The following is a 23,230-nucleotide window of genomic DNA, read 5'->3' as shown; positions in this document are numbered from 1 at the left end:
GAATTACTTTGAGGCTTTTTATGCATACTTGTAGAATTTGCAAACAGGAATCTGAAGGAAAATCCATCTTCGCAAAGGAGATGATGTTTGATAACGCAGGCAACTTTGAATATTTCGAATGCCCTCATTGCAAGTGTCTGCAGATTGCCCAGGTCCCGGAGAATCTCGGCGACTTCTACGGAGAACGTTACTACAGCTACGCAACGCCGAAGGATACCAAGACCAAGGGCGAAATCAAGGACTCCCACCGCATTCTCGATGTGGGCTGCGGCGCCGGCGCGATGCTTTGTTCCATGGCTGCAAATGGCGTCAAGGATCCCGTAGGTTGCGATCCTTTTATCGAAGCAGACATCGTCTACGAAAACGGCGTCAAGATTTACAAAAAGAGCGTTCATGAAATGGAAGGTGAATTCGACATCATTATGTTGAACGATTCCTTTGAACACATGAGCGACCCACACGAAGTGTTTGATTCATTGAAGCGATTGCTTGCACCCAAGGGCGTTGTACGCATTACTCTTCCGGTGTACCCCAATATTGCATTCGACATGTACCAGGAAAACTGGTACCAACTTGATGCGCCTCGCCACATTGTTCTTCATTCACAGCAGAGCCTCAGCCTTTTGGCTCGTCAGCATGGAATGAAAATTGCACGATTCGTTTACGATTCCAACAATTCTGCAATTCTTCGAAGCTACTTCTACAAGAAAGGCATTACTTTCTTCAAGCAGAATCCCAACGAGATTTCCAAGTACTTCACGAAGACTGAACTGATTGACATCAACAAGAAAGTCATGCAAGCCAACCAGAAGGGACACGGAGACCACGCCACCGTATTCTTCGGTCATGCAGAATAAGCCTTTCTATCGGTCTTCAACTGTGGTAGACCAATGAAAGATTTGCGATCATGAACAAGATAATCTACAGAAAAAGCATTATGATCCTCTGGATAATTCTGGAGGTCATTTTTGCCGTGGCTACCGCAGTTCTGAGTGCAAAGAAGGCTGCGTTCGTAAACACTGGTGTTGTCATTGACGACAACTTTTTGAACGACCTTGTTCAGTACGAACTATACAACACAGCGCAACTCGTTACCTTATCGATTTTAATATTCTTTGCTGCAGGTCTAATGTTCTATTGCATCGGCCTACGACTGACGTTAAAAGACAAGTATATCAAGAAAAGGGATAGGAGCCTGCTTATCGGAGTGATAGGCCTTCCTTTAGCAGGATTTGTCTGTTTCGGAATTCTTCCCCTCTCCACCTTCCCCGAACGACTGAATGAACCTCCGAAGGTTCAAACAGAAAATGTTGTTCACAAATACACAATTAGTACAAAGTCTGGAAAGGACTACTATTTGAGATTTGGTAGCGGTTCTGAAATAGAAGTTTCCCGCACAACCTACAACAGCACCTTTATCAATCAATCCCATTACACGGTGTATCAAGGTAAAGTTCTAATAGAAGCCTTCCCCGCTAGCAGATATGTGCTTGTGCAAAAACAGCCGTAAGACCAACATTATACCAAATGTGACCTAGTTCACAATACAGACCGGGTTTTGAAACTTCTCATTTACATAACCTGTTTTTAGCAGTTTGTACAAAGTCCATTTTTTATTTTTTCGCTACCAAACGAAATCCCGGCTCGTCCGGAATAACTCATGGAGAAGTAAAAATGAAACTTTCTACTCGTGCAATTGCTGAAGCAATCGGTACTTTCTGGCTCGTATTCGGCGGCTGCGGTGCAGCTGTTCTCGCATGCGGCGTTCCCAACACTGGCATCGGCTACGTTGGCGTTTCTCTCGCCTTCGGTTTGACCGTTCTCACCATGGCATACGCTCTCGGCCACATTTCTGGTTGCCACCTGAACCCGGCTGTAACTCTCGGCCAGGTCGCTGGCGGTCGCTTCCCGGCTAAGGAAGCTCCGGCTTACATCATTGCACAGGTGATCGGCGGTATCATCGCTGCAGCAGTTCTCTTCTGCATCGCACACCCGGACCTCACCAACGCTGGTGTTGGCGCATTCGCAACCAACGGCTGGTCTGAATCCCTCGAAGGCGGCCGTAACGCATTCGGCGGCACCACCTTCGGCATGTGCAGCGCATTCCTCATCGAAGTTGTGCTTACTGCAATCTTCCTCTTCGTGATCATGGGCGCTACCGACGGCCGCGCTCCGGCTGGCTTTGCTCCCATTGCCATCGGCCTCTGCCTCACCCTCATCCACTTGATTTCCATTCCGGTGACCAACACCTCCGTGAACCCGGCCCGCTCTACCGCTGTAGCTGTATTTGTCGGCGGCACCGCAATCAAACAGCTGTGGCTCTTCTGGGTCGCCCCGATCCTCGGCGGCGTTCTCGGTGGCTTCGGTTACAAGTGCTTGGCTGAATGTAAATGTGGTAAGAAGTAAACCTCTTCATCAAACAATTTTTTCTCAGGGAAGACCTGTCGGCGTAATGCCGGCGGGCCTTTTTCGTATACACCACCATGAAAAATTTTTACACAAAAATGCCGTTTTTAATCAAAATTTTCGGTACTTTTTGTTCCACACCCATTGATGGCCATCACATTTACACACCTCTTACACATAAGCATGTAAACAATAGGTTAACAAAGATTTCATAATCAAATTGAGAATATATTTTGAACCCGGTAAATTGGTTGTTTGGTGAATTCTTTTTTTCAGGTGTTTTTTAACATGAATAAAAAATTATTCCAACTTTTGCCTTTTATTGCAGGTGCGGCGATTATCGGTTGCAGCGGCGAAAACGATTCCATTGTAGATTCCGGCCTCGGTGATTCTCAAATTGAAGACCCGAACGGAAATCTGGGCCCTATTGCCCCCCTAGATCCCAACGATCCTAACAACCAGATTACAGACCCCAACAATCCGAATCCGATGTTGTCCAGCTCCTCCCTGGGCATGGGCTTCAGCAGTTCTTCCATGGGTATTGGAATCAGCAGTTCCTCGATCCAGCAGGGCATTGCCGCCAGCAGTTCCTCTGCAAAGGCTCCTGTACAGAGTTCTTCCAGCGGTCTCAAGGATTACAACGACAACCACGCCCCTAAGGAAAGCTACCTGCCCGCAGCAGGCTTCTATTCCAACCTGACAATCCAGCCTCTCAGCGGAAACCAGGGCGGCCAGGTCAAGTGTACTTTTGACGGATCCTTCCCTACCCAGAATTCCGAATCCATTACGGCAGCCAAGCAGATTACCGAAAACACTGTCATCCGCTGTTCTGAATTCTTGAACGGCCAGGCCTTGGATACAACGACCCAGACTTACTTCATAAACGAAAGGGTTTCCATGCCGGTGGTGGCATTGACCGTGAATCATCATGACATGTTCGACTCTACCGACGGACTTTATGCCACTGGTAACCTGACCAATAATAACCAGGGCGGCGGCATGTGGGGCGGCATAGACGTTGGCGGTGACGACACCAACAACCCCAAGTGTACTGAACCTTGTAAACAGGCCAACTTCTGGAAAGAAGACGAACTCCCCGTTCATGTGGAATTCTTTGAAAACGGAAGCTCCACCAAGACCAAGAACTGGGAAATCGACGCAGGCATTTCCATTATCGGTAACTACAGCCGTTACAAGCCCAAGAAGAGCGTCGCCATCAAGATGGACGATTCCCTCTATAACGACAAGAGTCTGAAGTATTCCCTCTTCAAGACCCGTCCGGAAGCCAAACGCTTCAAGAGTTTCAATCTCCGTAACAATGGTAACCGCTTCTGGACCGACTACGCAGAAGACGCCATGCTCACCAGCCTGATGGAAGGAACCGAAGTGGATTACCAGCGTAGCCGCCAGGTTGTAGTTTTCTACAACGGCGAATATTTTGGCATCCACGACATGCGTGAACGTTTGAACCGCAGCTTTGCAGAAACCAACTACGGCATCGACAACAAGTCCATCAATGTCGTCAAGAACTGCAGCAACGGCGACAAGGGCTATCAAAATGGATGGTGCCCCAGCGGTACCAACGAAGCCTCCGCCAACGAATTTGCACAGTTGGTAAACCAAATTACTACCGGCAATTTCGAAGGTGAAAACAACCAGTCCTACAAGCAGGTTTCCGAAAAGTTGAACATGGTCAGCTTTGCCCAGTACATGATCGCAGAAATGTACTCCCATAATGGAGACTGGCCGAATAACAATATTCGATTCTGGGGTAGCCCCAACAAAGGCATCCCCTTCAAGGCAATGATGTTCGACCTTGACCATGGTTATGGTTTTACTCCGGGTATCAGGGGCTTTGATGTAGAAAACCAGAACATGTACCAATGGGTATTGGGTAGCGCCACCATGGACAACAATGGTGGAAACCAGGGCGGTCAGCAGCCAGGCATGGGCGGCTGGGACATGGGCGGCTTTGGCGGTGGTTTCGGCGGCTTTGGCGGCGGTGCAAATACCACCCTCGGTCAAATGCTCAAGAAGCTTCTTTCCAATCCCGACTTCAAGCGTCTATTCATCAACCAGGCAAGCATTCTCCTAAACGAATACTTGACTTACGAAAAAGTGCAGAAGGCTTTCCAGAACATCATGTCCACCATCCCCTCTTCCGAACAGCAGCGTGACGAACAGAGATGGCCCCGCAACCAGGCAAAATATCACTGGTCTCCGGACGGTAGCGACATTATGCAGTTTGCAAGAAACCGTACTGAAACCCTCAAGCAGGAAACCATGCAGTACTTTGGCCTTTCAAACGAAGTTAGCGTATCCATCAACGCCAGCGGCAAGGGATCCGTCCTTGTTGAAGGAACAAAGCTTCCCAGCTCCAGCTACAATGGAAAGTTCTTTGCCGGTAACAGCATGTTGCTGGAGGCAGTCCCCGCTTCTGGAGCAATGTTCATGGGTTGGTCCGATGGCAGCAGCGAGAATCCGCACATCGTGCAGATCAACGGTGCAACCACAATCTCCGCACAGTTCAAGTAAGCCGCAACGATTTTCCTCCTAACCCCCAGACCTGCGACCTTCACGGAAGCAGGTCTTTTTTTGTTGCCAGAGTCTTGCAGAAACCCTTAGCGCTCGGTCATGAAAAATTGTGCAAGCACATTTTTCGAGACTCTCGCTTGCGGGGGTTTTAGGGGGTGAGTAATTACACACCCCCTAGGAAAGGGGGTAGCGAACAACATGGTGTGAGCGAGGGGGACTTTTCCCCCGCCAAATTTTTTCTATATTTTACGGCGTAGATTTTTTAACCCGTCCGCTTTTTGGTGGACTTAAATCCAAAAGGAAGAAACAATGGCTGACAATCTGTCCGTCCTCGGCAAGGCTCGCAAGGCCTACCAGCCGAAACTCCCCGTCGCTCTCCGTAAGGGCGCTCTCAATGTCGCACTCAACAAGGGTAAGGCAACTGAATCTGTCCGCGATCAGAAGAAGATCAAGGCTCTGTTCCCCAACACCTACGGTGCTCCCTACATTCAGCTGAAGGCTGGCAAGGCTGCTGGCGAAGCTAAGGCTTTGAACGTTGGCGTTGTTCTTTCTGGCGGTCAGGCACCTGGTGGCCACAACGTTATCGCAGGTCTCTTCGACGGTATCAAGTCCATCAACAAGTCCTCCAAGCTTCTCGGCTTCCTCGGCGGTCCGTCTGGCCTCGAAAACGGCAAGTTCATCGTGATCAACGAAAAGATCATGGACTCCTACCGCAACACTGGTGGATTCGACATCATCCAGTCCGGCCGTACTAAGCTGGAAACTGAAGAACAGTTCAAGAAGTGCATGGCTGTTGCCAAGGCTCAGAAGCTGGACGCTATCGTGATCATCGGTGGTGACGACTCCAACACCAACGCTGCTGTTCTCGGTGAATACTTCCAGGCTAACGGCGCTTCCTGCGTTGTTTGCGGCTGCCCCAAGACCATCGACGGCGACCTCAAGAACGAATACATCGAAACCTCCTTCGGTTTCGACACCGCTGTGAAGACCTACTCTGAACTCATCGGCAACATCATGCGCGATGCTAACTCCGCTCAGAAGTACTGGCACTTCATCAAGCTCATGGGCCGTTCCGCTTCCCACATTGCACTCGAAGCAGCTCTCCAGACTCATCCCAACGTCTGCTTGATCTCTGAAGAAGTCAAGGCTAAGAAGATGAAGCTGAAGCAGGTCATCAAGTATGTTGCAGACATCGTTGCTGCACGTGCTGCTGACGGCAAGAACTTCGGTGTTGCTTTGATTCCGGAAGGCCTCCTGGAATTCATCCCGGATGTTGGCGTTCTCATTTCCGAACTTTCCGAAGCCCTCGCTCATCACGAAAAGGAAGTCGAAGGTCTCGACACCGCTGCTAAGGTTGAAAAGCTCTGCAAGTGGGTTTCCAAGGCTTCTGCTGAAGTTCTCGTTTCCCTCCCGGCATTCGTTCAGGCTCAGCTCATGCTGGACCGCGACTCCCACGGTAACGTTCAGGTTTCCCTCATCGAAACTGAAAAGCTCATCATCGACATGGTGAAGAGCGAACTCAAGAGCCGCAAGAACTTCAAGGGCAAGTTCTCCGCTCTCAACCACTTCTTCGGTTACGAAGGCCGTTGCGCAGCTCCGTCCAACTTCGACGCAGACTACTGCTACAGCCTGGGCTACACTGCTTCCGTTCTCGCTTTCAACAAGATGAACGGCTACATGAGCTCTGTTCGCGACCTGACCAAGGGTATCGAAAAGTGGACCGCTGGTGGCATTCCTATCACCATGATGATGAACATGGAACGCCGTCACGGTGCAGACAAGCCGGTTATCCAGAAGGCTCTCGTCGTTCTCGACGGTGCTCCGTTCAAGTTCTTTGCTGCTAACCGCGAAGAATGGGCCAAGACTGAATCCTACACCTATCCGGGTCCGATCCAGTACTGGGGTCCCAGCGAAGTTTGCGACGTTACCAACTTCACCATCAAGCTGGAACGCGGCGCCATGAAGGTTAAGAAAGGCAAGTAAAGCGCGGGTGCTCGCACACGCATTTTCTTGCCGCAAAACCTGCGCTGCAAAGCAGCGCCAGGTTGCTGCTCCCAAGGCTGCTAAGAAGGCAAAGTAATCGTAAGCCGAGAGTTGCAGGAGTGCTTGCACTCCTATAACCGAGGCGAAGATTACTGCGCTGCGAAGCTGCGCCAGTAAGGCGAGAGAAGCGCGAGAGCTCGCTCTCGCATTTCCGAGCCGATTAGCTAGCACTGCGAAGCAGTGCCAGTAATGGAAATCCCGAACTAAATCCGGGATGACATCGCACTTAAAGAGAGGTTCCCTCGCAATTGCGCGGGAGCCTTTCTTTTTTCATTCAATCAAATGCGCGATGCATTCCGCAGCAGCAATTGCATCGTTCACGACATTTTTCAACAAATTCAGCGACAAACAATATCGTACACGATATATTTTGTTATATTTACGCCATGCACGAAGAATTGAAACTAGACAATCAGCTTTGCTTTAGGCTTTATACGGCCTCCCGCCTAGTGACGCAGGCTTACCGCCCGTTGCTGGACAAGTTGAAAATTACCTACCCGCAATACCTGGTCATGCTGATCCTGTGGGAAAGCGACAACGTATGCATCAGCACCATCACGGAGCGTTTGCTGCTCGAAACGAACACAGTCACTCCCCTGCTGAAGCGTATGGAAGACTTGGGCCTCATCAAGCGCAAGCCCGGCAAGGAAGACGCCCGTCAGAAAATTATCTGCCTCACCGCCAAGGGAAAGGCCCTACAGAACAAGGCTGTCGAAGTTCCGTCCTGCCTTGTTAGCGAAATGTCCAAGAAACACGTAAACTTAAAAGAACTGGGCTCCATCGCTCCCGTTCTCGACAATTTGATTCACGCATTAAAATAAAAGGAGACGCCACATGGGTTGCGCAAACTGCAAAATTAGAGCACACTACGACAAGGATCCCAAGTCCCTCATCGGACGCATCTGGCGATTCCACATCAATTTCTGCCCCGGCTTCAAGAAGTACTTGAAGAGCCTCAGCGACGAAGAACGTATCGAAATCTGCCAAAAGTACGATATCAAGTAATTAACAACCCGTCGCACGAAAGCAGCCCGCGACTATCGTCCATTATTCCACCGCGAGACCCAAGGAGCCCCGCCTGTGAAAAAACTCTTCCAGAAAATCAAGGAACAGCTGGCCAAATTGTCCTTCAGGACCGGCGTCATCGTCCTGCTTCTCTGTATTCCCTGCTACATTTTCTCCTTCGCCCAGATGGCCCTGGATATTGACGCGTCCACCAAGGGCATACTTTGGGTCGTATTCTTTGGACTGGCAAAGACATTCCAATATGGCGGCCTCACCATTCTCGGTGTTGAAGGCGTTAAAAGATTGAAAGCAAAGTTCAAAAAGAACAAGCCTGCAGAAGAAACAGAACATGTTGAGCCCGCTGAAACGACAATTGATGGCGAGTAAAATTAAGACTTTTTAGAATTGAAGAATCAAAGGCCCCCGGCGCATTGCCGGGAGCCTTTTCTGTTTGAATTTTGCGACGAACTTAACGATTGACGTAACAGCGTTCGAAACTAACCGTTCTGCTGTTCGCTGGTGCTGAGCAGGTAGGCGTTAATAAACGGCTTGATCTTGCCATCGAGAACGCCTGCGGTGTCGGAGGTTTCCACATTGGTACGCAGGTCCTTCACCAGCTGGTACGGCTGCAGGACATAGCTACGGATCTGGCTACCCCATTCCACCTTCTTCTTCTCGGCCATGCGGGCGTCGCGCTTGGCTTCTTCTTCCAAGCGGTAATGTTCAGCCACCATGGTCTTCAGCATCTTGTAACAGGTTTCACGGTTCTGGATCTGGGAACGTTCCGTCTGGCAGCTGGCCATAATGCCTGTGGGCAAGTGCGTCATACGGACTGCGGAGTCAGTCTTGTTGATGTACTGACCACCGGCACCACTACTGCGGTAAGTATCCACGCGGACTTCAGACATATCCAAATCGAATTCGATGTCTTCGTGTTCCGGATAAAGGTAGACCGCGGTAAAGCTTGTGTGGCGACGGGCATTGGCGTCAAAGGGGCTGATTCGCACCAGGCGATGCACACCAATTTCAGAACGGAGCAGGCCGTAGGCGTTTTCGCAAGTCACTTCGATGGTGGCGCTCTTGAGGCCGGCGTCTTCCGCTTCCTGGAAGTCCACCACCTTAAAGTCCATCTTTTCGCGTTCAAAGAAGTGGGTATACATGCGGAACAGCATCAGGGCCCAGTCCTGGGATTCTGTACCGCCGGCACCCGGATGAATGGATAGCAAGCAAGCGCAAGCGTCATCAGGACCGTTCAGCATCTTCTTGAATTCCATTTCCTCGATCTTTGCCTTCAGTTCGGCAATGTCAGCGTCGATGGACTTGGTCAAGTCTTCGGACTCCTCATCCTTGCTCATTTCATAAAGTTCTGCAAGATCGTTGCAGGTATTGGAGACTTCATTCCACTTGTTCAGAAGTTCGCGCAAGTTGCCGATCTTCTTCATCATGGACTGAGCCTTTTCCTGGTCATTCCACAAGTTGGGGTCGTTAGAGTCCTTTTCGAGAACGTAGAGCTCTTCTGTCTTAGCCTCTAAGTCAAAGATACCCCCAGAGCTTATCTACGCGTGCGCGCAGGTCAATAAGCCCGGTATGTGTAGTCTGAAACGCCATTTAAATTCTCCAATTGAGGTACGAGGCTCGAGGCCCCAGGTGCGAGGTGCGAGGCTCGAGGTAAAATAAGACTGGTAAAGAAAAAAGCAACGGCATTAAGTCGCCGCTGCCTTTTTCAAAAATGTAAGCGGTTTAGTTATTGCCGCCGATTGCCTGGGGCGGAGTGTACTTAGCATCGAGGTACTGCACCTTGTAGGTCTTGCCAAGCTGGTCAAGGTAAGCCTTGAGCTGAGCCTGACGGTCCTGTTCGGCCTGCACGCGGAGGATGTAGTCGATCTGGTGCTTGTAGCTTTCGTACTTGCCGTCGTTCTTTTCGGTAAGCATGAAGATTGCCACCTGGTCCTTTTCAGTGTAAACGTCAGTGATTTCGCCGACCTTGATCTTAGCCACGGCCTTTGCGAAAGCGTCACCCTTGGACTTGCCAACAAACTTGGGAACTACACCGCCGTTCTTCTTGGCAGCCGGATCGTCACTGTACATGGCAGCGAGCTGAGCGAAGGTTGCCTTCTTGGCGCGAACCTGTGCTGCAAGACCCTTCAACATATCCTTGGCATCGGAGATTTCCTGAGCAGACTTGCCCTTGGTCTTGATGATGATCTGGGCACCGCTGATGGAGTCGTTAATGGCAACCTTAGTCTTGTTCAGTTCCCAGAAAGCTTCCTTCTGCTTTTCGGTGGGATCCTTAGGATACGGAACCTTCTTTTCCAAGATGATTTCGCTCTTCAGCTGATCTTCGATCTTTTCCTTGAACTGAGCCATGGTGGTGTTGGACTTCTTGAGTTCCTTCTGGAAAGCGTCTTCGCTGGGGAACTGAGCCTTGAACAACTTGGTAACGCTGTCGACCTTAGCAGCCGGAACCTTGATGCCCTGCTTCTTGCATTCGAGCTTGATGAGTTCCTGGCCCACCAGGTTGTCGATAACTGCATAGCGGAGCTGGGTCATGGTCTTGTCATCGATCTTCTGGCCACGGAGCTGCTGTTCGCCAAGCATCTTGGCCAAGCTATCAATCTTGCCAGCGGAAATGCCGGTCTTTTCAACACGGATCACATCCAGGCTCTTTGTATTCATCAACTGAGCAGAAGCAATACCTGCAGTCAAAAGGACTGCTGCAACACTACGAGAAATCAATTTAATGGACATTATTTTATCCTTGTTAGAAATTTTTCACGAAAAATATAGAAAAAGTGACTACAATGAAGTACTTTTCCGCCCGAATTGGAATTGAAAATGGGTCAGAAATCGCTTTTGCGGGTCTTAGGCAGCTGGATTTTTTTGCGCATCACAAAAAGACGTAGTGCAAACGTAAAAGCAGTTGTTATTAAGATCTGCGGAGTGCTTCCTAGGTTTGAAAAATCCAGTGCATAAAACAAAATTCCACCAATCAGAGCCGCCGTCGCATAAAAGTCGCTTTTGAGAACCTGTGGAATTTCGCTTACCAACAAGTCGCGAATCAAGCCGCCACCAGCCGCCGTAATGGCTGCAAACAAAATAATGGAATAAGGTCCAGCCGCCATGGCGCTAGCCTTTGCTGCACCAACAGCAGTAAAGAAGCCCAATCCCAAGGCATCTGCCACAAGAATCAAGGTTCGGATCTTACGAATCCTCTTGCGCATAACCAAATAAAAAAACGCGCCCACAATGCAGATGGGAATATAGATAGGATTGGTCAAGGCCGCCGGCGGCGTAGCCCCCAGCATCACATCACGCATGATACCTCCCCCAATTCCTGTAACCGTGGCAAGCACAATAAGGCCAAGCCAGTCCAACCTGTAACGAACAGCCTTTTCAGCCCCCGAAATAGCGAAGGCGAAAGTTCCCAGAATGTCAAGAATCATGAGAAGCATAAGCGAACGCAAATATAGAAAAGGGCGCGCAAACCTAAGTCCTAGTCTACAAACTTCTGATTTATAAAGTCATAGACATGGTATGTGTAAAAAGGCTTATTCTCCTCGTACGTCGTTCCTTCACCAATTCTTTTCTTGAAACCATCAACGAGCAGCTTTTTAGCCTGATCAATTACTTCGGCGGACAGAATTCCATCCACATTTACGTCTTGGCCAACCAAGGAATAAAGGTACTTTAATTTAAACTCGCCCTTGGAATAAACGACTTCGAAGAAAACGCCCACCTTTTCATAGTGATAAGCGTCTACAGCCTTTCCCACGTAGTTGCCTTCCTCATTTCCCTTTTCGTCCAAAACGACCCAATTCTTAATATCTTGTTGCTTGAAGGAAATGCGGTCACCACGGGCATACCCCTGCAACATACGGATTTCATTTGTAATGATGCCTTCGAATAAATCGCCCTGGCATTTAGTCACACCGACGAAGGGCAATTCATTATGGCCCTGCTTGTCGGACAATTGAACTTGAACCTGCAATTGTCGATTCTCTTTTTGGTATACACCAGCCAGGTACTTTTTCTTAACCTCAGGGAAAGTGCGTTTCGCCATTTCAATATATGGGGCGAAGACGTCGCTGTTTCCTCGGTTCACATTTACAACATTATCCTTGGTCAGCTCAGCAAAAGAACATGCAGCAGCAAAAATCGTAACGAACAAGATTTTACGAACAAAAGAAAACATATCAGACCTCCTTATACGTGAATAAAATAAAAAAGAAATCCTTCTTTTCAGAAGGACTTCTTTAAATCATTTTCTGATTCAAGATTTAATTAGTACCAAGCGAGAGCAGGAGCCTTGGCCGAAGGCGTACAAGTCGTACGACGAGAGCCAAGGCGACGCACTATCGCGACGGTTAGATGCGATTTTAGCCCAAGGTTACTTCGACCTTGTGGGTACCAGAAGTAAACACCGGTGCGACGTTGGAATCGATTTCCTTACCGTCGACAACCATCTTGGCAACGCCCTTGCAGACGTGCTTCGGGTTCTTCACGGAGATTTCGTAGGTAGCGCCACGGAACTTACGGGTCACCTTGAATTCGCCCCATGCGGAAGGAATACAAGGATTGATGATCAGGCCCTTGAAGCTTGCACGAACACCGATGATGAACTGGGTAGCAGCCTGGTAGGTCCAGGAAGAGGTACCGGAGAGCCATGCATTACGGCCCATACCGAACTGCTTGTGTTCGTCACCGAGGATGTTCTGCGGATAGCAGTACGGTTCGGATTCGAATTCGTCCAGCTTGACGTTCTTTGCAGCGGGGTTGATCTGGTTGTAGTACTGGAATGCCTTGTCGCCACGGCCAAGGATGGTTTCAGCGATCATCACCCACGGGTTGGTGTGGAGGAAGATACCGCCGTTTTCCTTTGCTCCAGGAGGATAGGTGGAGATGCCACCAACGGTCGGATCGAAGCCGCGGTAACCCGGAGTAGAGCTCTTCACACCGTTAGCAGTGTTCAGGAGCTTGTTCAGGCTGTCCATGCCCTGTACTGCGCGATCGCCGTAAGCGATGCCAGAAATCACAGACCAAGACTGGCTGTTGCAATAGATCTTGCCGTACTTAGCCTTGTTGGTACCGTAAGCGGTGCCGTCCTTGCCGAACCAGCGGATCCACCACTTGCCGTCCCAAGAACTGTCGTTGAAGGCCTTCTTGATTTCTTCGTACCACTTCTTGTACATGTCCAGGGACTTCTTGTCGCCGAGAGCTTCGCAGATGTCCATCATTTCCAGAAGGGCCTTTGCGTACAAGCCGGAGTTGAAGTTGGATTCAGCACCCAGCGGGAGGTTCATGCAGTCGTTCCAGTCAGCGAAGCCGAGGAGCGGAAGACCATGCTTACCCATGTGAGAGTGGGTGAATTCGAGAGAACGCTTCAAGTGTTCGAGGACAGTGCCCTTGGGGCGATCTGCGCGCTTCTTGCCAGCAACGTAGAACGGAATTTCTTCCTTCAGGAGTTCCAGCTTGCCGGTTTCCTTCAGGTAGTTGGCAACAGTGAGAACGATCCACAGATGGTCGTCACCGTACCAGTCGGCATACATCGGATTGCCCTTTTCGTCCTTGACGCCAGCCTTTTCACGGGAGTCACCGGCGTTAGCTTCGTTGCCGTTGTCTTCAGCAAGAGCGAGCGGAGCGTACTGGTGCATTGCGTTACCTTCGGGGCGCTGTACGGAGAGAAGGTTCTTGGCGAGTTCCAGAGCTTCTTCCGGCATGTGGCTCATAACGCCCATGAGGTCCTGGCTGGAGTCACGGTAACCGATACCGCGGCTGGTGCCGTAGCCCAGCTGGTACAGGGACAGGTAGCGAGACCAGTTCTTGGTGGTGTGGCACTGACGAGGATTGTGCACGTTCACCATGGAGTTGAAAGCTGCATCCGGGGTTTCCACCTGGATGGTAGAGAGGTACTTGACCCAGAACTGAGCGAGTTCTGCGAAAGCCTTGTCAACGTTCTTGAGGTCGCGGTACTTCTTGATAGCCTTGTTAGCAACCTTGAGAGACTGTTCCTGACCGAGCTGAGTGCAGGTACGGAAAGTCTTGCCGGCAGCAACCTTGCCAGCGTGAATCATGAGAGCAGCGATGTTGTCGCCACGGTCGCATTCAGAGTTGGAAAGTTCCTTGTTGCCGAGGGACAGCGGAGCAGCCCAGGAGCCCATTTCGTTGGAGCCGAGGAATACGCGGCGGTCGCCATCGAAGGAGGAAACCTTACCGTTGGCGGTAACGTAGTTCACGGCGAAGTCACGCTTCATGTAAGCGTACTGTTCGAGAACCAGGCAGCCATCCTTTTCCGGATGAGCCTTGAGGGTCATGGTCTGGGGAACCCAGTCAGCGTTGGTGAGCTGCTTTTCAGCTTCGAAGTGGCTGAATTCGTAAACGGGAACAATATCAATTTCCTTAGCGGCCTTAGAGATATTGGTAACCTGGATGTCCTGGAGGAGGGTGTTGGATCCGGTCGGAACGAAGATGGTGACCTGAGTGCGAACGCCCTGGCATTCAGCAATCCAACGCATGTAGGACAGACCAACGTGGCATTCCCACTTGTCCATCTTGGTGAGGGTCGGAACCACGAACGGAGAGAACACGCTGTAGCCGCCCTTAGCATCCTTAACGCGGATGTAAACAGTGCTTGCCTTGAAGTCAGAGCAGGGCATCTGAGCGATGTACTTGGTAATACGGTTCAGAGCGGGGTCGCCCTTGCAAACCAGGGTACCACCGGTAGTATCAACAATACCACCGAAGTTCAGGGTACCAACGTAGTTGCACCACTTGATCGGGGTTGCCGGGTTGGTGAGAACGTATTCTTTAGCAGCGTCATCGAAGTAACCGTACTTGGCGGCGGCCTTAGCGGACACCTTCTTTGCAGCGGGCTTCTTTGTCTTTGTTGTAGCCATTTTATCTCCGTAATAGAGGGGTTGTGATATAAAAGGTTCGAGGTACGAGGTTCGAGGTACGAGGTTCGACCCACGGCCTATGTACATCTTTTCATTCAAAATTTAGAAATAAAAAGAGCAACGAGAGAAGGAAATCTCCCCCGTTGCGTATACAAATGGTTTACTTTTCTGTGGAACCCTCGCCTTCAGCAGCCTGCTTGAAGTTTTCGAAGGGGCGGTTACCGAAGTTGATGTAGAAGTAGCCGTCCAGCTTCTTGTTGCGGACCGGGTCACGCAGAATACCGATAGCGGCACGGACATACTTAAGTTCCACGAGAATGTGGTCACGGGACATGCAGTTGAGGAACGGTCCTTCCGGATACAAGGTGGGGCGCGGTTCTTCTGCAATCATCTTTTCGAGATTTTCAATTTCCTGGACGAGGCGGCGTTCATGGGCTTCCAGGGTGCGGATAAGTTCCTTGTTGTCTGCGCCGAAAAGGAAAGCGAAGCCGAGGGTACGAGGATCGTCGTTGAAGCCGGTCAAGTGCTTGAGGACTTCCTTCTTGAGGACTTCCCTACCTTTGTCTGTAATATTGAAGACAACACGTTCCGGACGGTTACCGTCGCGTTCGGTACGACCCACGATGCATTCGTTCTTTTCGAGGGTGGTGAGACGGTTGTAAACGGTGGAAGTGCTCAGGTTTGCCCAGCGGTCCAATTCGCGTTCACGAACTTCGGTGATAATATCATAGCCGCTGCGTTCGTGTTCAAGGATAAGACCCAACAAAACCAAGTCGTAACGATTCATAAAACCTAGTCCTCTTCTATTCACTCTTCTTCAAGAGTATTCCAAGTTGGAATATGGTATCAATATACACTTTTTTTTACCAAAGAAACATTTTTTTTCTTTTTTTTGTTTTTTTCGAAAAAAAAACGGCCGAAAAACCGAAGTCTTTCAGCCGTATAATTTCAAACCGAATACGTTGTATTACTTCTGCAACGGAGTCTTCTGGAGCACCTTGCGAACGAGAGCCACAGTAAGGTCTTCCCAGTTGCTCTTGGTCATTGCGAAGGCGAAGCTGCTTCTGTCCTTGGCAAGGCCGTAGGCAAGAACCTTCTGGTCTTCCACAGAAACGATGCTGTACTTCAGGTCGGCATCAAGGGTAGAAGAAGAGGTCACACCGAAACCGTTATAAACGGTAGTGGTGGTTCTCCAGTAGGTAACCGGGGTAACGGAAACGACGATACCGGAAATGCCTTCAAGCTTTTCTGCATCAGGAAGGGGGAAACGAATGCGGTGCTTGCCCAGCGGAAGGTCGGTCATGGTGAAGACTTCCGGCTTCACATAGTTCACAGCAACCTTGGACTTGGAGTACTTGTTGAAGGCGGCTTCGGTGAAGTTGATGAACCAGTCTTCAAATTCAGTTTCGCCCATGAAGTCATCGTAAACGTCGTCGGTGTTACGAGCTTCGGGAATGGTCACGAGAACAGTGACTTCACTAGGAGCAGCGGTCCATTCAGGGTCAACACTCATTCGAGGACGGCTACAGCCGGTAAACATGAGCAGCACAGCTGCAGCAAAAATTAACAAGAATTTTTTCATTTGTTCCTCCATTTATTATGGTGACAAACAAAGTAATTTATTTTTGCATTTTTGTCTTGGCCACAATCATGAAAAGCATGGTCAGAAAGCCACCCGTAACCAGCATGATGGAGGCGCTGACCGCAATATTACCCATGCCCACAATGGGACTTGCGATACCACCCATCAGAAAACCTGCGGCACCCATGGCTGCAGAAGCCGTGCCTGCATTCTTGCGTTCGGCATTCAGGGCCAACGCGCTGGCCGGCGGCTGCATCAGACCGAACATGAAGGTCGTAGCCATAAAGCTAAGTTGGAGCAAGGGTAGCGGAGCGTGAGTCAATAGGCAAGCCGCCACCGCAAGAGAGGCGATGAAAACACCTATGCCCGCGATTTTGATGGCCTTGCGGTCGTTTCCGATTTTGCCAGAAGTTGCGCAGCCTACGGCAGTACAAAAGGCAATCAGTGCGAAGCAGAAGCTAAAGCCCATGGGACTCAATCCGTACAGTTTCTGGAAAATGAAGGGCGACGCAGCAATGTAGCCGAACAGCACAATCATGGAAGCGGTACAAACGGCAAAGAATCGAACGAATTCGCCGTTGCGGAACACTTTTACATACAAGCTAAAGTTTGCTAGAATAGACTTGTTGCTGCGACGACGCTTGGGCAAGGATTCCTGGAACTTGCCAGCCATGAACAGCAGAACAAAGCCATAGAGAAGCAAGACAGCGAAGGTTCCCTTCCAGCTCATGAAATTCAGCAAAAAACCACCCAGCACGGGAGCGGCAATAGGGGCTACCCCATTCACGGCACTGACCATGGCCAGGAACTTCGTCAGCACCGGACCGCGGTAACTATCGGCAGAAACGGAACGAGCAATCACGATGCCGCCAGAAGCAGCCAAGCCCTGGAGCAAGCGACATACATTGAACACAGCAATATTGGGAGCAAGAATGCAGGCCATGGTGCTAATTACAAACAAGATAAGACAAATCACCAGCAGGCGCTTGCGTCCGTACTTGTCGCTCAGCGGGCCGATGAACAGCTGGCCTACACTCAGGCCCAGCATGCTCATGGTTAAACTCAGCTGGGATGCCGAGGGTGTCGCCCTGAAGTATTCCGCCAAGTTGGGCAGAGCCGGCAGGTAGAGGTCTGTAACGAAGGGCCCGAAGGCAGAAAGCATTCCTAGAAGGAACATCAAGAACGTGAATTTTGATTTGGAACTCACGATGTATACACCTTAAAAAACAACAAGCGCCCGGTCCAGCCGCGCGCTTCACTCGAATGCGCGTTCTAGCCTTCCCCGCCATTGCGGATTGCGGACAACTGGACTTACTCCAACAAGGAAACGCGTTGTTTTCGGCACCATAGATAGAAATTTTGGGAAAAAATTCAAGATAAAAAGAAACCCCTGCGGAGGTCCGCAGAGGTTCCTTTAAGGATTTTGATTTGAACCGCGACGCGGCTCTAACCAGAAATCATTAAGCGTTTTCGAGGCGCTTCTGAATCATGTCGATGATGTCAGAGAGTTCCTTCGGAAGGTGAGCGCCGAACTTCGGATAGTGATTTTCCTTAACGTCAGCGAGTTCCTTCTTCCAGCCTTCAACATCAACGGAGGTGATTGCGGGGAGAGTCTTCTTGTAGCATTCAGCGAGGCCTTCAGTGTTGAGGGCGCCGTCTGCCGGCATCAGACCAATCGGGGTTTCCTTAGCATTGTCCTTGCCGTCGCAACGGTCGAAGATCCAAGCGAGGACACGGCTGTTGTCGCCGTAACCCGGCCACATGAAGCCACCCGGAAGTTCTGCATTGTCAGCGTCCTTACGGAACCAGTTGACGTAGAAGATCTTCGGGAGCTTGTCTTCGGTAGACTTCTTACCGATTTCGATCCAGTGCTTGAAGTAGTCACCCATGTTGTAGCCGCAGAACGGGAGGATTGCGAACGGGTCGCGACGGATCTTACCGACTTCAGCAGCGTTAATGGTGGAAGCAGCGGTGATTTCGGAACCAACGATGGAGCCGAGGAACACGCCGTGGTTCCAGCTCAGGGACTGGTGAACCAGAGGAATGGTGGACGGACGACGGCCACCGAAGAGGATTGCGGAGATAGGAACGCCTGCAGGATCTTCCCATTCAGCAGCGATGCAGGGGCACTGATATGCCGGAGCAGTGAAGCGAGCATTGGGGTGAGCCATTTCTTCGCCCTTAGGAGCCTTGTCCTTGGGGAGAGCGTCACGGGTCTGGCCCTTCCAGTCAACCAGCTTGCCAGTTGCAGGATAGCCAATGCCTTCCCACCATACGTCGCCATCTTCAGTGAGAGCGCAGTTGGTGTAGATGGTGTTCTTTTCAGCAGAGATAAGAGCGTTCTTGTTGGATTCTGCGGAGGTGCCCGGAGCAACGCCGAAGAAACCTGCTTCAGGGTTGATAGCGTAGAGACGGCCATCAGCACCAAACTTCATCCATGCAATATCGTCACCGATGGTTTCGACCTTCCAGCCCGGGATAGTCGGGATGAGCATAGCGAGGTTGGTCTTACCGCAAGCAGACGGGAATGCGCCAGTTACATACTTGACCTTGCCTTCCGGGTTGGTGAGCTTGAGGATGAGCATGTGTTCAGCCAGCCAGCCTTCGTCGCGAGCGAGAACGGTAGCGATACGGAGAGCGAAGCACTTCTTACCGAGGAGAGCGTTTCCACCGTAGCCGGAACCGTAGGACCACACGAGGTGTTCTTCCGGGAACTGGGAGATGTACTTGAATTCAACGTCAGCGCAGGGCCAGATGCCGCCGTCGGTTTCGCCGTTGTTGAGCGGCTTACCAACAGAGTGGAGGCAAGGAACGAAGTCAGCGTTCGGGTCTGCGTTGAAGATGTCGAGAACCTTCTTGCCAGCGCGGGTCATGATGTCCATGTTGAGAACGACGTATTCGGAGTCAGTGATTTCGATACCGTTCTTGGAGATTGCGGAACCGAGAGGGCCCATGCAGAACGGGATCACGTACATGGTACGGCCGTGCATACAACCCTTGTAGAGACCGGACATGGTCTTCTTCAGTTCAACCGGGTCAATCCAGTGGTTGGTCGGACCTGCGTCTTCTTCCTTAACGGAGGAGATGAAGGTACGGGATTCAACGCGAGCCACGTCAGACGGGAGAGAACGGAACAGGTAGCAGTTTTCCTTCTTAGCGAGCTTAGTAGCGAGACCTGCGTCTACGCACTTCTGCATAAGAGTGTTGTATTCTTCTACGGAACCGTCGGTAACAACAACGTTATCCGGTTCGCACATAGCGATAACTTCTTCAACCCAAGCCTTGATCTTCGGGTGCTTGATGTCGTTAAGAGTAAGAGACATTATTTAGCTCCTATTTGGTTAATGTTAAGGCGACCTGAACACGTGGTCCGTGCGCAATTCGCCCTTTCGAGAATTTTCGAACGCTGAAAATGTACAAAAAAAACACCCGATGTAGGAGAATTTTTTTTGAATTCGGGGTAAAATCACACCGAACCGACAGCAGCGGTCGATTTTCGGAAACCTTTCCCCCACTTTTTCCTTTTACGTTTTGTGCTATCTTGAAATTTTTTGGGAAAATTTGCGTTTTTCTTCCGTTTTCGCTAAAAATTTGATAGATTATGCGATGTAATTTTTTTGTTTACTTTTTTCTCCTTGAGGATGTATGAGCTGGTCTTATTCTAGAGAACATCAGAAGAATATTCTCTGCATGATTATGGCTGGTGGTCAGGGCAGCCGTCTGCAGCCCCTCACCCGCGACCGCGCAAAGCCCGCCGTTCACTTTGGCGGCACCTACCGCATTATCGACTTCGTACTGAACAACTTTATCAACTCCGGCATCTTCAAGATCAAGGTTTTGACCCAGTTCAAGTCCGACTCTTTGAACAAGCACATTTCCGCTGCCTGGAACCTTAACGCAAGCCTGGACCAGTACGTTGACCTGGTTCCCGCCCAGATGCGTACCGGCGACGAATGGTACCGCGGTACCGCCGACGCTATTTTCCAGAACATCAACTTGATTACCGACGAACGCCCGGACCTGGTGGCAATCTTCGGTGGTGACCACATCTACAAGATGGACATCAACCAGATGATCGACTTCCACCTCTCCCGCGCCGCTTTGCTCACCATCGCGGCAATCCCTGTTCCTATCAAGGAAGCTAGCGAATTCGGTATTATCGAAGTGGACCAGGACAACCGTATGATCGGCTTTGAAGAAAAGCCCAAGAATCCCAAGGAAATGCCGGGTCGTCCGGGTTGGTGCCTCGCCTCTATGGGCAACTACCTGTTCACCAGCAAGTTCCTGGTTCGTGAATTGATGAACGGTGCCAAGAACGGCGCAACCGACTTCGGCAAGCACATCATCCCGGCCCTCTACAAGGATTATCCGGTCTACGTTTACGACTTTAACACCAACATCGTCCGCGGCGAACAGGCAAGCACCAAGGGCTACTGGCGCGATGTGGGTACTCTCGACGCCTTCTTCGAAGCAAACATGGACCTTTGCTCCGAAAATCCGCCGTTCGACCTTTACAACAACTACTGGCCCATCCGCACCTTCAACTGGAACCAGCCTCCTGCACGTTTCTTCGCAGGTGATAACGAAGCCCATCAGGGTGCAGCTATCGACTCCATCGTGTCTGCAGGCTGCATCATCGGTGGCGGTACCGTGGTGAAGAGCATTCTTTCTCCGGGCGTTACCATCCAGAAGGACGCCATGGTGGAAGAATCCATCCTCTTCCCCAACGTGACCATCGGCCCGGGCGCAAAGGTCCGTAGAGCCATCATCGAAAAGGGCTTGCATATTCCTGCAGGCTTCCAGATTGGCTACGACCTTGAACGCGACAAGAAGCTGTTCCATGTGACAGAATCCGGCATAGTCGTTCTCGCCAAGGATACTATCATTAAGGCCTAGCAAGGCGAGTGAAGCGAGAGCAAGTTCACTTGCTCTCATTTCCGAGCCGAATAGGACAGCGCTCGTAGAGCGCCAGGCCTAATCAGTCATCTTAACTATGATTATAAAAAGCCTCGCTCATTGCGGGGCTTTTTTCATGCTTCAGGAGATAATTTTTCGTTTTGGGGCATTTTTACGGGAAAACCACACGGTTCATGGGAATTTTTCCCGTAATTTCGTTACGTTGTTCGCAATATTTTCGTCAATTCCACTACAAACAGTATTCCCAAAGGCATGCCAACCCCATTTTAGGCACCATTTGGGTACAAATCGGGGTCAATTTCAACCAAAACAGCGCAGTAATTACCTCCATTCGCGCCCCTTACCACAAACAAACTAATATTTTACGGGAAAATCGCTATCTAAAAGATCTATCTTCCCGTAAAAAACAGGCTTTTCTGAAAATTATCCCCAAGGACAACAATTTCACTGCGTTTGCTTTTTTTTAAATTTGCTTTTGTATGAGTGAAGATGTAACAAGCACACTTTCCCAGAAGGTGCAAGATATTGCAAAGTCCCCCAAATACCGCGGGGCAATCTTCCAGATCGAAGCTGACGAAAAAGGCCTCGCACTGGTGGATGTGAAGGTTGCAAGCCTCAAGGTCTACCTGATGATCGACCCGGATTGCGACAAGATTCTCGAGACAAGATTTTTTACCTACGGCGGCCCCATCTTTACAGCTCTGGCAGACACTTTCTGCAAGAAGATTCAGATGGCAACCGTAGACGACGCCTGCAAGATTACCGCAGAATCCATCGAAGAAGAACTCCGCGACATTCCCGAAGTTCGCGCCATTCCTGAAACCGCAGTCGAAATCAAGCAGATGAACGAACTGATTGCCAAGGTCCTTGAGGAATATCCCGAGAAGAAGGCGACAGCCATTATCGTCCGCGAGAAGATGGAACGCATCAAGTACCGCACCCAGACCGTGGAAGGCCGTGCAGAAGCCGACGCCGAATGGAACGCCCTCACCAAGGTGCAGAAGATCGAAAAGATCGAGGAATGGCTCCATAAATCCGTGCGCGGCACACTGCAAGGCGACGGCGGCGACCTGGAGATCCTGGACCTGACGGAAGACAACCACCTGAAGATTAAGTTCCAGGGTGCATGCGCCGGATGCGGCAGTGCCATGGGCGGAACCTTGTTCTACATCGAAGACGAACTGCAGAACAACGTCTACTACAACCTGGTGGTGGACCCCGAGGACCCCCTGGACAACATCAACCAGGAACCGTCCGTATTCGGCGGAGCACCCAGCGAAAGCGAAACCTAAAAAAAATTTTTAAACTAACCCCAAAGAGGATAATATGGCTAAAGAAGCTAAAGAATTGAAGCTGAAGTTCGTTGACCCGCAGCCCATGCGCTACGGTGAAAACTCTCACCAGTCCGCTGTTTTCTACCGCGATCCCACTTGCGATGAAGCAAGCCTCGCTACTGCAAAGCAGCTCCACGGCAAGGAACTTTCCTACAACAACATCGTTGATGCCGACGCAGCTCTCGAAATGGCTCGCGAATTCGCTGGCGAAAATGCAGTTGTCATCGTGAAGCACATGAACCCCTGTGGCCTCGCTACCGGCAAGACCCTCCGCAACGCTATGGAAGCTGCATGGGAAGGTGACCCGGTGTCCGCTTTCGGTTCCGTGATCGCTGTGACCAAGAAGGTCGACCTCAAGACTGCAGAATTCCTGAAGGGCAAGTTCGTTGAAATCCTCCTCGCTCCGGCATTCGAAGCTGACGCTCTCGAATTCCTCAAGAACAAGTCTAAGGACATCCGTCTCTTGGAAGTTGGCGAAATCAAGAAGGCCACCAAGATGAAGGTCTACAAGCACG

20 protein-coding genes are annotated in these 23,230 nt (G+C 50.5%); 11 read left to right on the top strand and 9 right to left on the bottom strand.

What is annotated here, in order from left to right; all coding sequences use genetic code 11:
- Positions 1–20: 20 nt before the first annotated feature.
- The 8 genes from MJZ25_08050 to MJZ25_08015 all read left to right on the top strand — a co-directional run bounded on the left by MJZ25_08050 (position 21) and on the right by MJZ25_08015 (position 8,376).
- Entirely contained in the window at positions 21–857 is an 837-nt protein-coding gene (locus MJZ25_08050) for a class I SAM-dependent methyltransferase (protein ID MCQ2124123.1), read from the top strand.
- A 50-nt stretch (positions 858–907) separates the two neighbouring features.
- The gene (locus MJZ25_08045; protein ID MCQ2124122.1) at positions 908–1,510 is read left to right on the top strand and encodes a hypothetical protein; all 603 of its coding nucleotides are present in this window, start codon (positions 908–910) and stop codon (positions 1,508–1,510) included.
- A gap of 164 nt (positions 1,511–1,674) precedes the next feature.
- Positions 1,675–2,406 (top strand): aquaporin Z, encoded by a 732-nt coding sequence (gene aqpZ, locus MJZ25_08040; protein MCQ2124121.1) that lies wholly within the window; start codon positions 1,675–1,677, stop codon positions 2,404–2,406.
- Between the two features lie 288 nt (positions 2,407–2,694).
- The gene (locus tag MJZ25_08035) at positions 2,695–4,941 is read left to right on the top strand and encodes a CotH kinase family protein (protein MCQ2124120.1); all 2,247 of its coding nucleotides are present in this window, start codon (positions 2,695–2,697) and stop codon (positions 4,939–4,941) included.
- Positions 4,942–5,250: 309 nt separating this feature from the next.
- Positions 5,251–6,924 carry a diphosphate--fructose-6-phosphate 1-phosphotransferase gene (locus MJZ25_08030; GenBank protein ID MCQ2124119.1) on the top strand — a complete coding sequence of 558 codons (1,674 nt, stop codon included), beginning with the start codon at positions 5,251–5,253 and terminating at the stop codon, positions 6,922–6,924.
- A 446-nt stretch (positions 6,925–7,370) separates the two neighbouring features.
- On the top strand, positions 7,371–7,805 hold the full coding sequence (locus MJZ25_08025; GenBank protein MCQ2124118.1) for a MarR family transcriptional regulator: 435 nt from the start codon (positions 7,371–7,373) through the stop codon (positions 7,803–7,805).
- 13 nt (positions 7,806–7,818) lie between these two features.
- The gene (locus MJZ25_08020) at positions 7,819–7,989 is read left to right on the top strand and encodes a hypothetical protein (GenBank protein MCQ2124117.1); all 171 of its coding nucleotides are present in this window, start codon (positions 7,819–7,821) and stop codon (positions 7,987–7,989) included.
- 75 nt (positions 7,990–8,064) lie between these two features.
- Positions 8,065–8,376 carry a hypothetical protein gene (locus MJZ25_08015; GenBank protein ID MCQ2124116.1) on the top strand — a complete coding sequence of 104 codons (312 nt, stop codon included), beginning with the start codon at positions 8,065–8,067 and terminating at the stop codon, positions 8,374–8,376.
- A gap of 110 nt (positions 8,377–8,486) precedes the next feature.
- Here the strand turns inward: MJZ25_08015 and prfB are convergent.
- The 9 genes from prfB to MJZ25_07970 all read right to left on the bottom strand — a co-directional run bounded on the left by prfB (position 8,487) and on the right by MJZ25_07970 (position 19,787).
- Positions 8,487–9,597 (bottom strand): peptide chain release factor 2 gene (gene prfB, locus MJZ25_08010; GenBank protein ID MCQ2124115.1). Its coding sequence is split into 2 segments (ribosomal slippage): positions 8,487–9,524 and positions 9,526–9,597, totalling 1,110 coding nucleotides; the frame shifts between segments, so codons are not numbered across the junction.
- Between the two features lie 132 nt (positions 9,598–9,729).
- Positions 9,730–10,737 carry a peptidylprolyl isomerase gene (locus tag MJZ25_08005; protein MCQ2124114.1) on the bottom strand — a complete coding sequence of 336 codons (1,008 nt, stop codon included), beginning with the start codon at positions 10,735–10,737 and terminating at the stop codon, positions 9,730–9,732.
- Positions 10,738–10,829: 92 nt separating this feature from the next.
- On the bottom strand, positions 10,830–11,441 hold the full coding sequence (locus tag MJZ25_08000) for a trimeric intracellular cation channel family protein (GenBank protein MCQ2124113.1): 612 nt from the start codon (positions 11,439–11,441) through the stop codon (positions 10,830–10,832).
- Between the two features lie 41 nt (positions 11,442–11,482).
- Complete coding sequence (locus MJZ25_07995) at positions 11,483–12,181, bottom strand: DUF2314 domain-containing protein (protein MCQ2124112.1); 699 nt, start codon at positions 12,179–12,181, stop codon at positions 11,483–11,485.
- 184 nt (positions 12,182–12,365) lie between these two features.
- On the bottom strand, positions 12,366–14,882 hold the full coding sequence (locus tag MJZ25_07990) for a glycosyl transferase (GenBank protein ID MCQ2124111.1): 2,517 nt from the start codon (positions 14,880–14,882) through the stop codon (positions 12,366–12,368).
- Positions 14,883–15,042: 160 nt separating this feature from the next.
- Entirely contained in the window at positions 15,043–15,669 is a 627-nt protein-coding gene (locus tag MJZ25_07985) for a PadR family transcriptional regulator (GenBank protein MCQ2124110.1), read from the bottom strand.
- 180 nt (positions 15,670–15,849) lie between these two features.
- A complete protein-coding gene (locus MJZ25_07980) occupies positions 15,850–16,464 on the bottom strand; it encodes a hypothetical protein (protein MCQ2124109.1) in 615 nt (204 codons plus the stop codon).
- A 37-nt stretch (positions 16,465–16,501) separates the two neighbouring features.
- Positions 16,502–17,671 (bottom strand): multidrug effflux MFS transporter, encoded by a 1,170-nt coding sequence (locus MJZ25_07975; GenBank protein ID MCQ2124108.1) that lies wholly within the window; start codon positions 17,669–17,671, stop codon positions 16,502–16,504.
- Positions 17,672–17,924: 253 nt separating this feature from the next.
- Complete coding sequence (locus MJZ25_07970) at positions 17,925–19,787, bottom strand: phosphoenolpyruvate carboxykinase (GTP) (GenBank protein MCQ2124107.1); 1,863 nt, start codon at positions 19,785–19,787, stop codon at positions 17,925–17,927.
- 322 nt (positions 19,788–20,109) lie between these two features.
- Between MJZ25_07970 and glgC the strand changes: the two genes are divergently transcribed.
- From glgC to MJZ25_07955, 3 genes are all read left to right on the top strand, one after another.
- On the top strand, positions 20,110–21,360 hold the full coding sequence (glgC, locus tag MJZ25_07965; GenBank protein MCQ2124106.1) for a glucose-1-phosphate adenylyltransferase: 1,251 nt from the start codon (positions 20,110–20,112) through the stop codon (positions 21,358–21,360).
- A gap of 500 nt (positions 21,361–21,860) precedes the next feature.
- Positions 21,861–22,673 carry a NifU family protein gene (locus MJZ25_07960; protein ID MCQ2124105.1) on the top strand — a complete coding sequence of 271 codons (813 nt, stop codon included), beginning with the start codon at positions 21,861–21,863 and terminating at the stop codon, positions 22,671–22,673.
- A 34-nt stretch (positions 22,674–22,707) separates the two neighbouring features.
- Positions 22,708–23,230, top strand: a 523-nt coding sequence (locus tag MJZ25_07955) for an IMP cyclohydrolase (GenBank protein MCQ2124104.1), incomplete at its 3' end; no start/stop codon positions are given.

The sequence above is a fragment of the Fibrobacter sp. genome (genome assembly GCA_024399065.1).
Classification (GTDB): Bacteria; Fibrobacterota; Fibrobacteria; order Fibrobacterales; family Fibrobacteraceae; genus Fibrobacter.
This window is presented reverse-complemented; position numbering and strand designations above follow the sequence as displayed.